The sequence below is a fragment of the Photobacterium kasasachensis genome, assembly GCF_050336885.1.
GTDB lineage: Bacteria > Pseudomonadota > Gammaproteobacteria > Enterobacterales > Vibrionaceae > Photobacterium > Photobacterium kasasachensis.
Genome location: NZ_JAKJSH010000007.1, coordinates 21396 through 38945 on the forward strand (window position 1 = coordinate 21396; position 17550 = coordinate 38945).

General features: G+C 45.3%; 19 protein-coding genes. 4 read left to right on the plus strand and 15 right to left on the minus strand.

Features of this window, described 5'->3' with window-relative positions; genetic code table 11:
* Positions 1-20 precede the first annotated feature (20 nt).
* Positions 21-458, minus strand: coding sequence for a DMT family transporter (locus L4D19_RS10005; protein ID WP_075762103.1), 438 nt, complete (start codon positions 456-458; stop codon positions 21-23).
* 170 nt (positions 459-628) lie between these two features.
* Here L4D19_RS10005 and L4D19_RS10010 point away from each other — a divergent pair, with 170 nt between their 5' ends.
* Positions 629-1597, plus strand: a complete 969-nt coding sequence (locus L4D19_RS10010) for a LysR family transcriptional regulator (RefSeq protein WP_428452339.1) — start codon at positions 629-631, stop codon at positions 1595-1597.
* 8 nt (positions 1598-1605) lie between these two features.
* On the opposite strand, the gene L4D19_RS10015 is transcribed toward L4D19_RS10010, so the two are convergent.
* The 6 genes from L4D19_RS10015 to L4D19_RS10040 form a co-directional block, all read right to left on the minus strand.
* Positions 1606-2064, minus strand: a complete 459-nt coding sequence (locus L4D19_RS10015; protein ID WP_428452340.1) for a GNAT family N-acetyltransferase — start codon at positions 2062-2064, stop codon at positions 1606-1608.
* A gap of 10 nt (positions 2065-2074) precedes the next feature.
* Positions 2075-2674: a class I SAM-dependent methyltransferase gene (locus L4D19_RS10020; protein ID WP_428452341.1), complete on the minus strand. Its 600-nt coding sequence runs from the start codon at positions 2672-2674 to the stop codon at positions 2075-2077.
* 102 nt (positions 2675-2776) lie between these two features.
* Positions 2777-3274 carry a DUF1993 family protein gene (locus tag L4D19_RS10025; protein ID WP_428452342.1) on the minus strand — a complete coding sequence of 166 codons (498 nt, stop codon included), beginning with the start codon at positions 3272-3274 and terminating at the stop codon, positions 2777-2779.
* 113 nt (positions 3275-3387) lie between these two features.
* On the minus strand, positions 3388-3852 hold the full coding sequence (locus L4D19_RS10030) for a GNAT family N-acetyltransferase (RefSeq protein WP_428452343.1): 465 nt from the start codon (positions 3850-3852) through the stop codon (positions 3388-3390).
* Positions 3853-3940: 88 nt separating this feature from the next.
* Positions 3941-4456: a P-loop NTPase family protein gene (locus tag L4D19_RS10035; RefSeq protein WP_428452344.1), complete on the minus strand. Its 516-nt coding sequence runs from the start codon at positions 4454-4456 to the stop codon at positions 3941-3943.
* A gap of 243 nt (positions 4457-4699) precedes the next feature.
* On the minus strand, positions 4700-4939 hold the full coding sequence (locus tag L4D19_RS10040) for a nickel-binding protein (RefSeq protein WP_075762109.1): 240 nt from the start codon (positions 4937-4939) through the stop codon (positions 4700-4702).
* Between the two features lie 336 nt (positions 4940-5275).
* Here L4D19_RS10040 and L4D19_RS10045 point away from each other — a divergent pair, with 336 nt between their 5' ends.
* Positions 5276-5908 carry an SDR family NAD(P)-dependent oxidoreductase gene (locus tag L4D19_RS10045; protein ID WP_428452345.1) on the plus strand — a complete coding sequence of 211 codons (633 nt, stop codon included), beginning with the start codon at positions 5276-5278 and terminating at the stop codon, positions 5906-5908.
* 68 nt (positions 5909-5976) lie between these two features.
* Here L4D19_RS10045 and L4D19_RS10050 read toward each other — a convergent pair whose 3' ends face one another.
* The 5 genes from L4D19_RS10050 to L4D19_RS10070 form a co-directional block, all read right to left on the minus strand.
* A complete protein-coding gene (locus L4D19_RS10050; protein WP_428452346.1) occupies positions 5977-6327 on the minus strand; it encodes an ASCH domain-containing protein in 351 nt (116 codons plus the stop codon).
* Between the two features lie 58 nt (positions 6328-6385).
* Complete coding sequence (locus L4D19_RS10055) at positions 6386-7735, minus strand: S41 family peptidase (protein ID WP_428452347.1); 1350 nt, start codon at positions 7733-7735, stop codon at positions 6386-6388.
* Positions 7736-7829: 94 nt separating this feature from the next.
* Positions 7830-8180, minus strand: a complete 351-nt coding sequence (locus tag L4D19_RS10060) for a cell envelope integrity TolA family protein (protein ID WP_160651289.1) — start codon at positions 8178-8180, stop codon at positions 7830-7832.
* A 64-nt stretch (positions 8181-8244) separates the two neighbouring features.
* Complete coding sequence (locus L4D19_RS10065; RefSeq protein WP_428452348.1) at positions 8245-8703, minus strand: hypothetical protein; 459 nt, start codon at positions 8701-8703, stop codon at positions 8245-8247.
* Positions 8704-8840: 137 nt separating this feature from the next.
* Entirely contained in the window at positions 8841-9821 is a 981-nt protein-coding gene (locus L4D19_RS10070) for an ankyrin repeat domain-containing protein (protein WP_428452349.1), read from the minus strand.
* A 925-nt stretch (positions 9822-10746) separates the two neighbouring features.
* Here L4D19_RS10070 and L4D19_RS10075 point away from each other — a divergent pair.
* Positions 10747-12405, plus strand: coding sequence for a putative transporter (locus L4D19_RS10075; RefSeq protein WP_428452350.1), 1659 nt, complete (start codon positions 10747-10749; stop codon positions 12403-12405).
* A gap of 55 nt (positions 12406-12460) precedes the next feature.
* Here L4D19_RS10075 and astA read toward each other — a convergent pair whose 3' ends face one another.
* Positions 12461-13477, minus strand: a complete 1017-nt coding sequence (gene astA / locus L4D19_RS10080; RefSeq protein WP_428452351.1) for an arginine N-succinyltransferase — start codon at positions 13475-13477, stop codon at positions 12461-12463.
* Positions 13478-13879: 402 nt separating this feature from the next.
* On the opposite strand from astA, the gene L4D19_RS10085 reads away from it, so the two are divergent.
* On the plus strand, positions 13880-15568 hold the full coding sequence (locus L4D19_RS10085; protein WP_428452352.1) for a methyl-accepting chemotaxis protein: 1689 nt from the start codon (positions 13880-13882) through the stop codon (positions 15566-15568).
* An 88-nt stretch (positions 15569-15656) separates the two neighbouring features.
* Here L4D19_RS10085 and L4D19_RS10090 read toward each other — a convergent pair whose 3' ends face one another.
* Positions 15657-16529 (minus strand): nuclear transport factor 2 family protein, encoded by an 873-nt coding sequence (locus tag L4D19_RS10090; protein ID WP_428452353.1) that lies wholly within the window; start codon positions 16527-16529, stop codon positions 15657-15659.
* A gap of 128 nt (positions 16530-16657) precedes the next feature.
* Positions 16658-17533, minus strand: coding sequence for an AraC family transcriptional regulator (locus L4D19_RS10095; protein WP_428452354.1), 876 nt, complete (start codon positions 17531-17533; stop codon positions 16658-16660).
* Positions 17534-17550: the final 17 nt, after the last annotated feature.

Below are 17550 nucleotides of genomic sequence, written 5' to 3' on the forward strand. Positions count from 1 at the left end.
ATAGACAGGAATGGCGGCAATTATCGAATGACGAGATAGGCACCGGCAAATAAAAGTGCGATACCAAGCATCCGATACATCTCTAGCCCTCGTGCAATCGTGCCGAAAGCACCCAGATAATCAATAACGACACCCGCAAGAAGCTGGCCGACAATGATTAAGGTGATGGCTGAAACGGCGCCAAGTTTCGGTATTGTGTGGCTAATAGACAGGTACAGTACCAAGCCGAAGGCACCGCAGCCCAACATATACCAGGGCAGTTCACGCCATTGGGCGATATCTTCTCCCCGTCGGGAAAGCAGGAGGATCAGCGAGGCGATTAATCCGCCCAGATGGACGATAAAGCTACTTGCTGCGCCACCGACACGTTGTGACATGGCGCCTGCAATCGGAGCCTGGGTGCCAACCGCGATCCCGCCGAGCAAACCGATACCAATCGTTAATGCCAGTTCAAACATAATTCCTCCTTCAGGGTAGCTCTGTGCTCAGCGTGTACTGAGGTAATTTTATTCGTGATACGTGGACGATGTTTGTCGTCATTAGAAGTGTAGAAAAATAGATGTATGAACAAAAATGGTTTAAATTCACCCCATGTATTCCCAGCAAGAATAGATAAGGAATTAATGAGATGTCTTTTGAGAAATTAGCGAGACTCGATCTAAATCTGCTGGTTTGCCTGCATGTTCTGCTGGAGCATAACAATGTCAGCAAGGCGTCCGAGCATCTGAATCTGAGCCAGTCGGCGATCAGCAAAAGCCTGGCCAGGCTCAGAGAGCTATTTGACGATCCGTTACTGCAACGTGCCGGTTACGGTATGGAGCCAACACCCCGGGCCAAAGAGCTGAAACCTATGCTGGCAAAACTATTGTTTGACATCGAAAAGATGACAGCACCCACGACGTTTGAGCCATCGCAAAGTACACGAAGCTTTCAGATGGCGGTAGTCGAAAGTATCTATACCCTGCTGTTTCCCCATTTTATTGGTGAAGTATTCTCAACCGCTCCCCATCTCACTATTGATACCTGTAACTGGGGCTCTGATACGTTCGGGCAACTTCAAAGAGGCGAGCTGGATTTTGCCATTACAGGCAAGGATCTAAACCCGGAAGATGCAGAGCGTACACTCACCCCGCCCAAAGGAATACTCTCTGCCGAGCTGTATCAGGACAAACTGTGCTGCATCGTCAACTCGCGTCACCCGGTGCTGTCAGAAAAATGGGATTTAGAGGCCTACATCGCCCAGCGACATATAGTGACTAAATACTATAAAAATGAACGCTGGTTGTTAGATGTCAAACTAGCAGAAAGCCAGCTGGAGCGGGATGTTGCCCTGTTCGTGCCCGACTTTAATAGCGCGGCGGAATTGTGCAGCCACACCGATTTGATCCTGACCGCGCCCAGTCTATATGCCAGCCATATTGCCACCCAGTTGGATTTGACGGTGATCCCTCTGCCCTATTCACTCCCCCCACTCTCCTATACGCTTTTCTGGCATGAAAACAGGGAGAATGATCTGGCCCACCTATGGTTACAGAAGCTCTTGATAGCCCGTTGCCAGAAACTGGCGGCAGACCCGGAGTCAACAGTATCACCTTGATTGTCTAATTAGCTAACTGGCGATGGCACTACCTTGAGTTCCATCGACACGCAGTCAATACCTTGGCCAAAGCCATCTTTAATCACATGGGTGGTGATAAACCCTCGTTTCCGATAAAAGCCCTCGGTATGTTGAGAAGTTTCAATTTTAATTACTTCGATAGCCGGATTAGAGTGCAATTGAGACAGCCTATAATCGGTTAGAACGGTTCCTATGCCTTGGCCATGAAAGTCTCTATGAACCATTCCCCAAGTCAGTGATGCGATTGTTGAGTTAATGCCTACCCCACCGCATGCCACTACTCGGGCATCTCTTATATACACATAGTAGTCGCAGCGCTCATTAAATGAATCGAGGTATTCAATGAACTCTTCCCGTTCTGAGGGTGAAAAGTATTTGCCTACATTGCTATCAAATACCTTAATACAGCTGTCTCGGTGTTGCTTTGTATACTGCCGAATGTCCATTTTTTCCTTGTCAGGCTTTTTCTACGATAAGGTAAGCATGAAGCTCTGGGTGTTGATCAAACTCTAAGTGCCGGATAACACAGCCAAGCTCAATGAATAGCTGCAAGAAGCTATTCGTACCCAGCGAGGAGTAGTACACTTCAGGCCCCATAAAGCTATCGGTGTGAGAACCTTCTTTGGTGGTACCACCAAAAGAAAAGATAAACACCCCACCCACATTCAGGCTTGCGACGATTTTGGTAAGCACATTGCGTTGCTCAGCCAAAGGTATATGCCAGATACTGTCCCATGCCGTGATAAAATCGTACTTTTCATCCAGTGAATACTCGCAAATATCTGCCTGAACAAAATTGATGTTCGGGTGCCGCTGACGAGCAATGTCCAACATGTCTGCTGATACATCTATACCAGAGGGGCTAAAGCCCTCGTCTAACAGCAACTCGATAAAACGCCCCGTACAACCACAGCCGATATCCAGCGCATGTCCACGCCCCTTTGCAAAAGTAACCGCTCTCTTGTGCTGTTCAATACCATTGTTGATATCGAAGTCATTACTCTCCCAAAGATGCGTTATTTGATTGTATGCTTTTCCTATCTCTGTCGGTTTCACTTAAAAATCTCCTTGAGGCCTAACGCCGAACATCAGTTGTGCGACAGTGAGCGAACCAGGTACACCGCCCTTCATTTCAAAACCGATGTGTGCAACCGGACGCTAGTGTTGTTGTACGAAGCTGAAACCTGACGGATAAGAATGAAGCCCATCAAAATCGGCTTTACTCAGTACTACGCCTTTAGATTTTGCTATCGCATATACCATACTGATATGAAAGTAAAAATTAGGAAGTATATACTGATGGATGAACGCTGGTTGAGACAAGTTTATTTCAGCAAACCCCGCTTTGTCAGTAACGGTTATCTGGCTATTCAGATTGTTGACTTCTCTTGACTCATCAAGATAGTTGAGTGTTTTCGAGATTTGTTCCAGGACAGCCTTCTTATCAACGCTAACGCTATCAAATGAAACAACGTCAAGTCCCAATAAAGGACAATACCCCCGTAACGCAAAGTTTGTCGCTATCTTTGTATTCATCGCTAACGAAAACATGTCATCGGTTAACGACGCCGAAAAATCGTCCTGTGGGATTTTTGTGACAATTATCTCGAGCTGCTTTAAATAATGCTGAAATAACGATTTGATACTTATATCCACTTTTACTCCTGAGCCCTAACACAAGCAATATGGTGTGCCCCTCTAAACCACCAAAACACTCCGAACTATACATCCAGCACCTATGAGTGTGGCGGGTTGCCTTGATTGCTTAGTTAGCTATTTTTTTCCATAACAAAGTTACAGAGCTTTTGGCCTCTTACTTCAACGAGTTGTTCTTGAACAACAGAAAAGCCAAAACGCTCGTAAAATGGTCTCGCAGTTATACTGACTTCTGAATAGAATCGCGTGATGCCTACTTGCTTGCCCGAGGCAAACACATGCTCCATTAATGCTCTTCCAACACCTTGCCTTTGGCATTTATGATGGCAGAAGAAATGGTCAATGAGTCCGTTGCTTTGTAGATCCGTATAACCGACTACATTTCCATTGATTTCTGCAACAAAAGGGTCAATACTTTTCATCCGTTTTTTCCAAACATCAAAGTCGAATGATTCTGGTGCCCACGCTTCTACCTGCTCCTGGGAATAATCACGGGAATTGATATGTCGTACAGTGTGGAAAAATATATCCCATAATGCTCTCGCGTCACTTTCTTTATAGTTTCGAATTATTACCATTGATGATTCCTCAACTCAACGAACGCCTGCAATAAGGTGCGCTACGCAAAACCGACGAGTGTCATGGGACACCTGAAGTGCTTAGCGCCTATTCTACATGCTTATGAACAAAGTCGTTTAATTCTGAAACTGTCTGAACTATGTATACCGTTTTGCTGTTCGACTTTTCTCTTAGCCTACGCATGAAGTCGTCGTTCCAGAATTTCGGGCATAGCCTTAATACTTTGTAGCTTTCCAAAGTGCCTTTCAACACTGAGCTACCATCAGGCCAACCTTCAGGTTTTACGACGAGCCCTTTTAGAAGTCGCTTGGTGACAAACCAGTAGCTAGTCAGGTATGGCAGATCAATGTAAACCAAGGTGTCAGCCGCTTCCAAACGCTTATTAAATGAATCCATAGGACCAAACCCATCAATTATCCAACTGTCAGAAGACAAGATGTTTTGATGCGCTTCATCGAATGCCTTGCGTTCTACTTGTTCACCATTCTTCTTATACACTATTGAATCTAGTTGGTATAACTGTATCCCAGTCGCTGACGCAAGCGCTTTGCTCATGGTGGATTTTCCGCTGCCGGGCTTACCGAAAACTGCAATTTTCTTCATGATATCTCCTTCCAATGAGAGTAATCCCAAGAGGCAGATACAGAAAACCCACCTCTTCTGGGTGGGTTCGACAAATAAAACGCATCAACAATCCCACCATTCCTATGGAATGATGATAATTCGTACTTGGTAGTGCGTGATATTCGTTCTCATGCAATCATCGTCATATATGGAAATCTGATTGTCAATCAGTAATTTTTTGAAAGCTAGGGAGGCTTTCGCCTCCCTATATCTAAGTCCGCTTCATTCGCGTGTTGACTGTACTTCGCAGACCCAATCGCATTTGATTCCTGCCTTCTCATGATGCTTATGGATCGCTTCTGCATTCGGGGCATCTAAAACACAGTATATCTTGTTGTCTTTCTCGCTAAACAAAATGTCATGATGAGTTACCCCGAATTCATCCGGGGCCGCATTTTGTAACTTCTTCAGCTCATCTGCGGTGAATGGTTCCATTGGATGAGTATCTATGAACTTAGGCATTATTTCCACCTCCTCCCGCCTGAATAATACAGATCTTACGAGCGCCTAGCGGCGGAAGATGAAAGGCGTTCTACTCTTGTTTCCTATAGCGTCTGTACCCCCGTTAGAACAACTATAGAAAGGATATGAGATATACGCGAACATGTTATTTTTCAAGACATTATCTAATGCGCAACCTATTTGAATAAACATCGTGTACAAAGCTATCGTAAAACGAGATGCCGAACATCCCATCCGTGGTTATTTTGAGGTCGTTGTAATGAGATTTCTGAACTCTATTCTGGCAATATCCCACCCAAAGATGCAAACTATTCTCATTATCACTGTGAGGTAAGTATGAAAACTATCGCAATTTGGGGAGCGGCTAACGGACTGGGTGCTGCTATGGCCGAGTATTTCCACAGCCACGACTATAAGGTTATCGGCATTGCCAGAAACCCCGGCAAAAACGCGCGCCTGGCCGAGCTAGGCATTCTGACAATATCCTGTGATGCAACCGTTCAGCATGAGGTACAGGCAGCTGTCGATAGCTTGCCGACGGATAGTTGGGTAGTCTCGACTATGGGCAGTTTCCGGGCCGATGTGCCGGTCGATTATATCGGCCACCGATACCTGATTGACGCACTCGAAAGCCGTGGCATTTCACGCTTTCTGCTTGTGACATCATTAGGCTGCGGCGAATCATGGCAATACCTGTCGGATGGTGCCAAGGCGGCGTTCGGGGCAGCCGTAAGAGAAAAATCTCTGGCCGAAGCCTGGTTAAAGAGCAGCAAGCTTGATTTTACGATTCTGCGCCCAGGCGGTTTGAAAGATGGTACGGCATCGGGGCAAGCGCAGCTATCTCAGGACACAGAAGTGCACGGGTTAATCAACCGCATTGATGTTGCTGACTTAACACGTCAGCTGCTAGAGCGTAATGACAGCATTGGACAATCCTACCAGTGTATTGACCCTAGCTTAACGTATTAAAGTAATGGCTAGATTGAGAGGCTTCTAAGCGAAGCCCCTCCGAACCAGTACGGCACTTCGCAATTTGGTTATGTTTCTGACCATTTTGCTATCGCTTTTGCTTCTGAATTAGTCAAGGTATAGAACTTACGTTTGGCAGTAACATTAACCTGTTTGCTGAGTTTCCTGATATTACTGATTTCCCAGGCAAGATACCCTGAAGTAAACTCAGACTCATCACACCCGGCTCGCCTGCTGCCTTCTATTAACCAAGGTTTGCAACCAACAATATCTATGATTGCAACTACATACCCATTAGGATCTTCCTGACCATCTTGATGCAAAGGGGTCTTGTTTTGGACTAACGCAACGTCCATCATCGGGATAACGTCTGGTTTCCACGAACGTATTTCCAGTGTTTTTTCACCACTTGCAATCATATCTCCCTAGGGGGACACCACAGATATCGCTTTCAATATTCCTCCTTGAAACATGACGTCAGCTCGGTGTGTTCAACATGCCATTCAATTTCTGAATGGCTTCATTAAGCACAACATCTTCTTCTGATTTTAAGTGCTCTGGCATTTGTTCAATGAGTATATTGGGGCTGATGCCGAAACCAACGAAATCTCTTCCGTCAGGGTAAGTATCTCGTTTGGTACACACCCTGAAAGAGCCCCCTCCGGGCAAATCAACGAAAATGGGTTGCCCTGTGCTGCCATAAGTTCGCTCGCCGATCGTCGTGAAGTGCTGCAATTTATCTGCGTAGATCAAAAAGTCCTCTGCAGCAGACGCTGTGTGTCTGCCAATCAGCACCACGGTAGGTACTATGTGACTATCACTCTTGGCTTTCAGCATCGACATAGAGCCAGACTCCCACGCGTTGTCTTGAGCATACTCTTTATAACCCCATGCCTTGTAGGCCGCGATATGTTTCCTTATTTTCCAAGCCGATCCAGATAAATCTTGATTGGCAAAGTAGGATAATATCTCGGCACCTATACCAGAATTACCACCACCGTTGAACCTGAGGTCAATAATGAGACCTTCAGATTGTTTTATATCTTCGTAAGCTAACTTAAAGTCATGCAAAATCTGTCTATCGCTGAAACTATTTAACGCCACGTAAGCAACTTGATTATCCAACCACCGAAACTCAAACAAATGACCATTAGAAGCTGGCAAGTTAAGTGCAACTGTCTCAGTTTTAATGTGTCGTGAGTTTCGCTTAAGTGTGATTGCTTTTTGCTCTCCCGAGGGGGGTTGGATAGCGAAATTAACTTGACTGCCAGGCGATCCTTTTAACATATCCCTTACTGAATGACTCCACAAAGCTTGCTCTGTTGAACTTGAAAGGTAAGGCATAATATTAGTTTTTAGATATGTGTCTAAATCAACGCCTTCGACTGTTATGATCGTTGAGCCAAGAGGAATTTCAGTTAGTAATCTCTTATCAATTTCTGTGATTACAGCTTGGTGGTTAGCTTCCGTGGCCTTTATTGCTGGCCAGTCAACATATCTATCAGAAAGTCCTTTCGGTAAGTAAATATTGGTATGTCCATCATGCAATAATGCACTGAATTTCATCAATTCACGGTAATACTCATAAGTATTTTCAGTTGCTAATACCTTTGGTATAAATTCTCTGTAAGCGTTATCAAAATCTAGCTCAGGCACTTGATCAAAATAAGCAAAGTTGTAGCTGGCCTCTTTCCAAAACAAAGACAGGCCATACAACTTATCCTCATCAGATAGATTCTCAGGAGTATCCAACGCTTCTTTAGCACATACAGATGTGGATGCTATACCCAAGGCGATTAGCATTGGTAATAACACTTTTCTCATCATTTCAACCAATCCTTAGTTGTGTCGTGTTTTAAAGTACATCGCAGTGTTATGACGCCGGATGGTGCGCGTTAACTTGATGTTTTAGTAGTTATTGTTAGCGTGGTGATACTGTTAACTTCACCTTACGTACTTTTTCATAATCAGCAGATGATAGCTCAAGCAATTGTTCATCTGGGAAAGACTTGTTAACGGCATTGATGACTGAATAATCAAACCTTTCATCCCCACTGCTTTCGATGATTTCTGTTTTAATGATCTCTGTATCATCATTTAACAAAAATCGTAGCGTAACTGTCTTACCAATATCTGCGTTGCTAATGACCAAATGGGATTGAATATTATTGTGTATATGAGCGCCGCAAGACTGAATATCAACACATTGTTTGACATCTTGCGAAGAGCACGATGCTAACAGTAATGGTAAGAATGCATATAGGTACTTCATCAATTCCTCTTTGAGTAAAGCGTGTAATCTTGACTGCTCTGTTATGTCGATCAATGGTGTTAGGCTATTTCAACTGAATCTTACCTATCTCATTGGCATCTCCAGTCCGGTATTTGGGAAAATAGACCCAATACGCTTTACTGTCTATCGAGTCCCGAGCTAACTCCAAATATATAACGTCCTTAGCAGTTTGAAGTTCAAAACCAAACCTCTCAAGAGGGTGTGATTTTCTTCCTTCAGCATAGGTGATGTCTTTTAGTGCTGAGATAACTGCACTGTTATCTACAGGTCTTTCTGATGTTGTACTGATTATTTCCTGAGTGAGTCTATCCCGTAGTTCAGTGCGAGCAACGTTTGGAAACACATAGGCAGTTGCAACTGTAATGAGGATGATGGAAGCTACCCCTTTGGCAAATCTACGACTCAACTTTTTAAAAACTGCCATCACGATAGTGATTAAGGCTAAAACTAAAATGCTTGTACTACCTATTGTGTACATAGCGTCTAAGATGCTCAGATACACCTTTTGTCCTTATAATCCAAACTGCACGACCTGCATAATAACACACTCGGGCATAGCGCTTGCCGTTTCGAGTTAGTGAAGTACATCGAATCCTCTATCAAATTCATCGGATTATACGCGTATTCCTGATTGCACTGTTAGAGCGCTTTAGCTTTAAGTGATTCTATGTATGCTTCTGATTCTGTCAGGCTCATTTCTGATTTCATGTTTGATAGCAATACCGCTGAATCAGTTGTACATTGCCATAAAGAACAGAAACTGCTGGTTTTGGCGCCATGCTTTAATAAGGTTATCGCTATTTCATCATTGTTTAATAAAAGAGCGATTTGGATAGGTGTTATCCCATCTTCAGTAAAAATATTAATTCTAAAACCACGCTCTATCATCATTTCAATAATATCTGGCGATGCCTTGGATGCTGCTACATGTAAGGCTGATGCACCGGTTGAAGTTCTATAGTTAACAACCGTCTTATCTCTTAGCAGTTCTTTAACCAATTTAAACTTTTTCCATTCGAGAGCCACCAATAGCTTTTCACCGTTTGAGATACTTAAGGACTCAATATCAGGTGTAAAGTCGACTATCTTACGTTCGTCTCCGGGGGCATAGCCAAGGATCAAGTTATCCTTATCATAGTAATGTGGCGGTACTAATAAGTGGTAAAACTCTCGAGCGTTTGGCTGAATTATCCGGCCATCAGCGCGATACTCCGCCTTTGAGCAGGGGTCGATAAACAGCTCTTTTTCGGGGAGATAGTCTACGGCGCAGCCAAAGGTGGAAGAAATTCCCATTACAACAAGTACATCTGGGCGGATAGAGCGTGTCGCTTCGCTTTCTAGGGGCAAGGTTCCCTTTAACAGATCTGAGGCATATTCATTTCCACTTCTTCGCGCCGTATGCTGAAGAATATGTTCTAAGAGTGGTAAATTGGTATTGACTGAAGCAAGTTTATTGAGCTCTTTGATACTCTTCTCGGACCGCTTATGAACGACAACCGGAACCCCATCCCAAGACTCTATTCGAACTTCTCCTGGTTGCATTTCACCAACATTAACGGCCGCCTTACAGAAAACACTAAAAGTAAAGATGGTTAATGTCGTGACTAGTCTCCGAAGCATTTTTTATCCTTTATAGCTCTAACGCCGAACATAAGTTGCGCCCCGCAAAACCAACAAAGCACACCGAACTTCGAACCTAAGGCGCCGAGTATAACATTGGTATGGTTCACATCACTGAACCATACTATTTAATTACAACATACTCTTTAAAACATACCCTAACTAAACAATCAAAGTTTTCATAATCAGTGTTCAAAACACAACCAATAACGATTTGCTTTTGACAGAGATAATCATCACCACTTACACAGCATGTTCAGTCTAATAAGTGTTATCAAATACAGGTATTAGTCATGGCTTGATACTGCTTTATATCAATTAAAAGCTGGCTTAGATAATAGTGTTATTACCAGTTAATTGTCAGAGTTACTTCACAAATATATTTATCAAACTGTAATTAACAACCTTAATAATTCGACTTAGTTCAAGTCGGATTCATTAATAATCACTGACATAAAAACAGAAAATCAAAGTCAGATTATTGAGAGAATTGTTGTCACCCTTGATTTATCACACAATTATAACCCTTAATTAACAAAGGCTTATCCTAACCAAATTAGAATCAGGCGCACTGCACAATTTGGCATATTGGCTATTAAAACCTTTTATATTTTAAGGTATTACTATTTATCAAGTTAAGGCGACATCCCAAATGGGCATACTACATCGACAACTCTGATAGCGTTTTTATACATGCAATTCGATTTTTCAATGTGGTATGAAAAAAAGAATACAATGAGATTCCACCAGCTGTAGACAAAACTCCCTAACCACTCCTTTCGTTATCTATTACGAAATCAGTCTTTACTGAGTTCATAAGCCTACCCCTGGCGTCACAATACCGTCCCGGCGGATTGTTGCCACACACCAGCAATAATGGAAAAAATTGCGGTGAACAGAATTTTTATTAACCAGGAGACTCACCATGAGTGACATTGCGCTCTCTATCAGCATTCTTGCGCTGGTAGCGGTGCTTGGGCTTTGGATTGGGAATTGGCGTATCTATGGCGTAGGTTTAGGGATAGGCGGAGTGCTGTTCGGCGGCATTTTCGTCGGTCACTTCACCGGCACCTGGGGCATCGCTCTCGATTCAAATACCCTGCACTTTATACAAGAGTTTGGCCTCATTCTCTTTGTTTATACAATAGGGATACAGGTAGGCCCAGGGTTCTTTGCTTCCTTGAGAAGCTCGGGGCTAAAACTAAATGGCTTTGCAGCACTGATTGTCTTGCTTGGCTGTCTCGTGACCATCGCCCTGCACCAGCTGTTCGATGTGCCTTTACCCGTTATTCTCGGGGTATTTTCCGGTGCGGTCACCAATACGCCATCGCTGGGTGCTGGTCAGCAAATTCTCTCTGAGCTGGGCGCTCAGGAAGGTATGCTCGATCTTACCGGTATGGGCTACGCCGTTGCTTACCCGTTCGGGATCTGCGGCATCTTGCTAACAATGTGGACACTCCGCCTCGCCTTTCGCGTCAATGTCAACAAAGAGGCCGATGAATTTGAAATTCATAATGGCCATAAGAAAGAGAGCCTTCACACCATTAACGTCGCGGTCAGGAACCCCAACCTAAACGGGCTGATGCTGATGAATGTTCCAGCACTGACCGAGGGTGATATTGTTTGCTCGCGTCTCAAGCGCGAAGACTGCCTCTATGTTCCTAAACAAAACACGCATATAGAAACCAATGATCTACTGCACTTAGTGGGCGACAAGACTGCACTTGAAAAAGCACGCCTGGTTATTGGGGAAGAGGTTGACGCCTCACTCTCAACCCGCGGCACAGAATTGCGTGTTCAGCGTCTGGTTGTCACCAACGAGATCGTACTCGGCAAAAAGATCCGCGACTTGGATCTGAAAGAAAAATACGATGTCGTTGTGTCGCGTCTCAACCGTGCCGGCGTCGAGTTAGTGCCAACCAGCCAGTCTACCTTGCAGTTTGGTGACATTCTCAACCTGGTCGGCAAACAGGAAGCCATTGAAGCGGTGAGCGGTATCGTAGGTAATGCTCACCAAAAGCTTCAGCAAGTTCAGATGCTCCCTGTTTTCGTCGGTATCGGGCTCGGGGTGTTGCTGGGATCAATTCCGTTCTATCTGCCCGGCTTTCCGGCAGCTATCAAGCTTGGCTTGGCGGGTGGACCATTGATCGTCGCCCTAATCCTTGCCCGAATCGGCAGTATCGGCAAGATGTACTGGTTTATGCCGCCAAGTGCCAACCTTGCGCTGCGAGAGATCGGTATCGTGCTCTTCCTCGCTGTTGTCGGACTGAAATCCGGGGGTGGGTTTATCGAGACTTTGGTTAATGGCGACGGGCTAAGTTGGATGGGATACGGAATCTTGATCACTGCGATCCCGTTGATCACGGTCGGCTTCATTGCTCGCATCTTTGGCCAACTTAACTACCTAACTATCTGCGGCATGTTGGCCGGTTCAATGACCGATCCACCGGCGCTGGCCTTTGCCAACGGCCTGCACCCAACGAGTGGCGCATCGGCACTGTCATATGCCACTGTCTACCCGCTTGTCATGTGTTTGCGGATATTATCCCCTCAGTTGCTCGCTATTCTGCTCTGGGCAATGTAAGACTTCAGTAAGCCACGCAACTGCGTGGCTTGTTTTTTTCATCTAATCCCTGAGGCTACTGCGCTAGCAAGCGAACCTGATCACCGTCATTCACTTGAAGGGCATCTGCCATTTCGGGGGAAATCCGCGCTTTGGAAAGCGCTTTGTTCACATCGACCTTACCGGCAACAGCCCTGAAATCCTGAAATTCAGTATTGCTGACCAAATAATCAGACTGACTGCTATGCTCGCTTATTTCGACTGTGCAATGAAACGCCTGGTAGACAGAGCGAATATTTACCATATCGCATTCCACTGTTGGCCCGGCATCAAAAATAGCCGCATAACCACGGTTGGTAAATCCTTCTTTCTCCAACAAACGAAGTGCCGGACGTGTTTTTTCGTGAACCTGACCTATTACCTCCTGCGCCTCGTCACTGAGTAAACTGACATAAATCGGCAGTTTAGGCATAAGATCGGCAATAAACCCTTTTTGCCCTACCCCGACCAAATAATCCGCATGGGTAAACTCAATAGAAAAGAAATGATCTCTCAGCCACTCCCAAAATGGAGAGTGCCCCTCTTCGTCTGATACACCACGCATTTCGGCAAACACGGTTTTAGAAAAACGCTGAGGGTGCTCACCCATCATCAGGAACCGACATTTAGATAACAGACGACCGTTGAGTCCCTCGCGCCACTGAGGACGTAAAAACAAGGTACATATCTCACTGCAACCTGTGTAGTTATTGCCGAAGGTTAGCAGCTCGACAATATTATGCACTCCCAACTTGCGCGAAGAATGCACCACTTTGCTTATATGGTAACTATAGAAAGGGACATCGAGTCCGACCGTGGCCTCGATACCTGTAGTCCCCACCACTTCTCCGGTTTCTGTATCTTCGGCCACCATCAAGTAACCTTCAATTCCTGGCGAACTCACCTCTTTGGCAAAGCTCTCCAGCGAGTGTTGAATTTTCCCCCGGATCAGTTCTTCGTTTACCGGAAGCGAGGTGAACCCATGGCCTGACTCTTCCGCACAACGCATAAGCGCCGGAAAATCGGCCTCAGTAATCGGACGAATTACTAGCATCGAACATCCCTCCTGATGCATATAGTGGCCTCCTGGCCACTCGTTACAATATGATCGCTAAGAAGATAGCTGGCAACATGACTGCTAAATAGAAGATCGAAAAAGAATACCAAGAAAACATAACAAATCAGACATAGAATAACTGTTATACCCCTTGCATATTTATAACAATTAAATCACTTTTTCGCATAAAGCGAACAAACTCGGCTCTCTGCCTGCCTTTCTTTGCCTGTGAAAGCAAAATGGCGCTTCATTTGTGAGCTGTAGCCCATTTTTTTACTGACAGCTGTATAAATAACACAACATCCTGTAAAGAATTAAACGTCACTGCCGACATACTTTATTGGGAAGTTCATAACCCCCCAAAATTATAATTATGAATGTAGAAGAGTCCGAGTCGCTATGAATAAATTACAGTTAAAAAGCAAACTATTGCTGCTAAGCATATTACCGGTTTTCATCATAATGAGTGTTGCGATTGGGATCATCGTGACACTTGAGAATAAAGCTGTAGAAGAAGAGGTTACCCTTTACAAAGAACGTCTTATCCTCGAGCGAAAAAGCCAGCTAAAAGATGCGACAACCATCGCCCAGCACGCTGTTGACGGCGTTCTTGCCGACAATACCAACCCTAGCGTTGCACTAGAGAAAGTCCGCGCCCTGCTTACTCCCCTTCGTTTTGCCAATGACCGCTCTGGTTACTTTTTCATTTATGACATGAAAGGCACCAACGTAGCGCATGCGACCGCTCCTGCCAATCACAACCAAAACCGACTAAACAACACTGATGTTAACGGTGTTGCCTACATCAAGGGATTAATCAAAGCCGCTCAAAGTGGAGGTGGTTTTGTTGCCTATAGCTACCCGAAAAGCAGCGGCGGCCAGCCACAGCCGAAATTAAGCTACTCGACAGCGGTTAATAACGGCCAGTGGTTCATCGGTACCGGTCTTTATATTGATGATATCGACACCCAGGTCGATGCCTACCATACCCAGGCTTCTGCAAGCATGGCAGAGCGCTTTGAACTTGTATTAATCAGCTCGTTGGTGCTTGGTGCACTGAGTGTGATTTGTATCCTGTACATTGCCAACCGCATGACTCGCCCGGTTCAGAATATGGCCAAGACACTCAACGAGATTGCCGATGGTGAGGGTGATTTGACTCGCCGTCTGGAAGTTCAGGGCCATGACGAGATTGCAGAGCTTGGTAATGCCTTTAACCGTTTTGTTGCCAAGCTACAGGGGATCATTACTCAGGTTTCTGATGTTACTGATAACGTTAGCGGCGCTGCCAACAATATTCATGACCAGACTATTCGCCTGACCCAGCAGCTTCAGGAGCACAATAACGAAACCGAGCAAATCGTAACGGCTGTTACTGAAATGAGCTCGGCGGCAAGCGAAGTTGCAATGAATGCCAACGAAGTATCGAATGCCACCAGCAATGCCAGCGAAGATTCCCATGTTGCCCAGCAACGTGTTGATACTTCAGTTGTTTCCATCAGCGCGCTCGTCGACGAAGTCGATCAGGCCGCCCAACACATCCACTCTCTGAACCAGCAATCACAAAAGATTGATAACGTTCTGAAAGTCATCGGTGAAATTGCCGAGCAGACTAACCTACTGGCACTAAACGCCGCCATTGAGGCAGCACGTGCAGGTGAACAAGGACGAGGCTTCGCCGTTGTTGCCGACGAAGTTCGTGGACTGGCAAGCCGTACCCAGTCGAGTACCCAGGAAATCAAAGAGATGCTTGATGAGCTTCATGCCCTGGTTTCTCAGGCCGTATCATCAATGAGCAACAGCCAGTCAACATGTACCGAGGCGGTAGGAGCTGCAAACTCTATCACCGAAAGCCTATCATCCGTTACCGGTGCAGTTGAAGCGATTAATGACATGACCAGCCAGATTGCCACTGCGGCTACCGAGCAAAGCTCAGTGACAGATGAAATCAACCGCAACATGGTTGCTATCCAGGATATTGTTACCGACCTTATCCATTCGAGCAGCAGCTCAGAACAAGTTGTCAGCGAGCTGAACCATGCCGGTACCGAGCTTAAACAGTTGGTAGGCCAGTTCAAGACTAGCTAGATTTTCAACTCGGCTCTAGCATTACCTCAACAGCGGCTACCTTGAAAAAGGTAGCCGCTTTACGTTCCTGCTCCTGTTCCTGTTACTTTTAGTGCGCAGTAAACCCAAACTTGCCGTTATTGTTCTTCCACTGGTCTTTGGCAGGGATAGGCTCAATCGTATCCCAGTGCTCGACGATTTTACCGTCCTCGATGCGGAACAAGTCATAGTATGAAACATGTTCACCGCCCAGGCTACCTTCGCCGATGCTCAAGACAAAGTTGCCCTCTCCTAGCACCAGATGATTCTTGTCATACACCATCTTGATGCCATGAGCTGCCATCTGCTCCAGTGCCTGCCCCAAGCCACTCAGGCCATCGGCTATCACAGAGTTATGCTGCAGATAGTCTTGCTCACCACTATCAATAAAACGTCCGAGCTGGGAATAATCACCTTTCATGAGAATTGTGCTGGCAAAGTCTTCCACCAGCGCTTTATTCTGCTCGGTCTTTTCGAGATCCGTAACTTGTGTCTGGCCGTCAAGCTGCGTCCTGCCGCTAGGGTTTGGCGACGTTTTCACGGCTAGGTTATCCCAATGCTCAACAATCAGCCCCTCTTCAAACCTGAACACATCAAAACCGACTTTAGGGCCGAAGAAGTTATAGTCAGTATGTGTAAAGACATAATCACCATCCTGGAAGGCTCGCTTAACATCAACCCTTGCACTACCTTTAGGAAGCGCCTGGAGTACGGCACCAAACCCGGCTAGTCCATCTCCTACAGCAAGGTTATGCTGGATGTAATTATCAGGATTCACATAGCTGATAGCTTGGTGATCCCCCGTTTCGATACTATTGAGCAGCGCAACAGCTTTATCTTTATTCGAAAGTTTCATTTCCGCCTCTTCAGCTGAAATCTGACTGGTACAGGCACTACAAAGGATGGCTGCGGTAGCCAGTACGGCAGATAGGCCTTTTTTCATTTTGTTCACCTCTTGTTGGAATGAGGAAATAGTAATGAAAATAAGGAAGGGGCACATGGTCAGTACCCGCTGAAAAATGGTCAATATCGAACTTCTAAACTGGACCCAAGAATAGGTTCAATTTGAAATCACTTGGCTGAATACTGCTTCTGAAAACGGGAGGGCGTTAGCAAAGTATGCTTTTTAAAGTACTTTACAAAGTTACTGGCATCTTCAAAACCCAGATCATAGGCCAGTTGCTGGGTTGGCAAACCATCTAATACCAACCGTCGTTTCGCCTCCAGAATCGTGTAAGCGTCAATGAGTTGCTTGGCTGTTTGGTTTGTTGCCAGTTTACATAGCTGATTGAGTGTCTTGTAGGTGGTATGTATTTGCTCGGCGTAATACGTTGCATCACGGGTACAATGAAAGTTTTTCTCCAGCAATTCAATAAAGCGGGAAAACTTACTCAGCTGATCTTTGCTCAACCTGTCATGGTGGCTTTCAGGCATAGCGCGACGAAGTATTAACGACAGTGAGGAAAACAGGAACATTGCAATGAGGGGATCCGCATTCTGATAACTCAGCTCTTTGACGATCTCTGCCAGAATACTTTGGCTGCTGCTCAACACGTCAGAGTCCGGCGTAAATACTGGTTGATAAGCATGTTCGAGGTGGATGGGAGTAAACTCAGGCAGTCGCATATTAGCCAGGGCCTGATCGATAAAAGCCTGGGTAAACAGTAGCACTTTTCCTTTGGGCCTGTGGCTAAAATCAAATGCATGAACCTGATTCTTCTGAACCGAAATAAAAGCCCCGGATTGATAAGGATAGTTAACAAAATCAATCAAATGGCTTCCCTCTCCTTCTTCAATATGAATGAGGAGGTAGAAGTTAACACGGTGCGGCAGGGTTGGTGTATGGTTAAGGCCATGAGTGCGCTGGTATATTTCTTCCAGATCAATGACCTCGATTTCTCGGTTTGCCGTTTTTGCGTGATTGAAGCCTACTTCAGGAATGTTCATACAACTCTTATTATCTT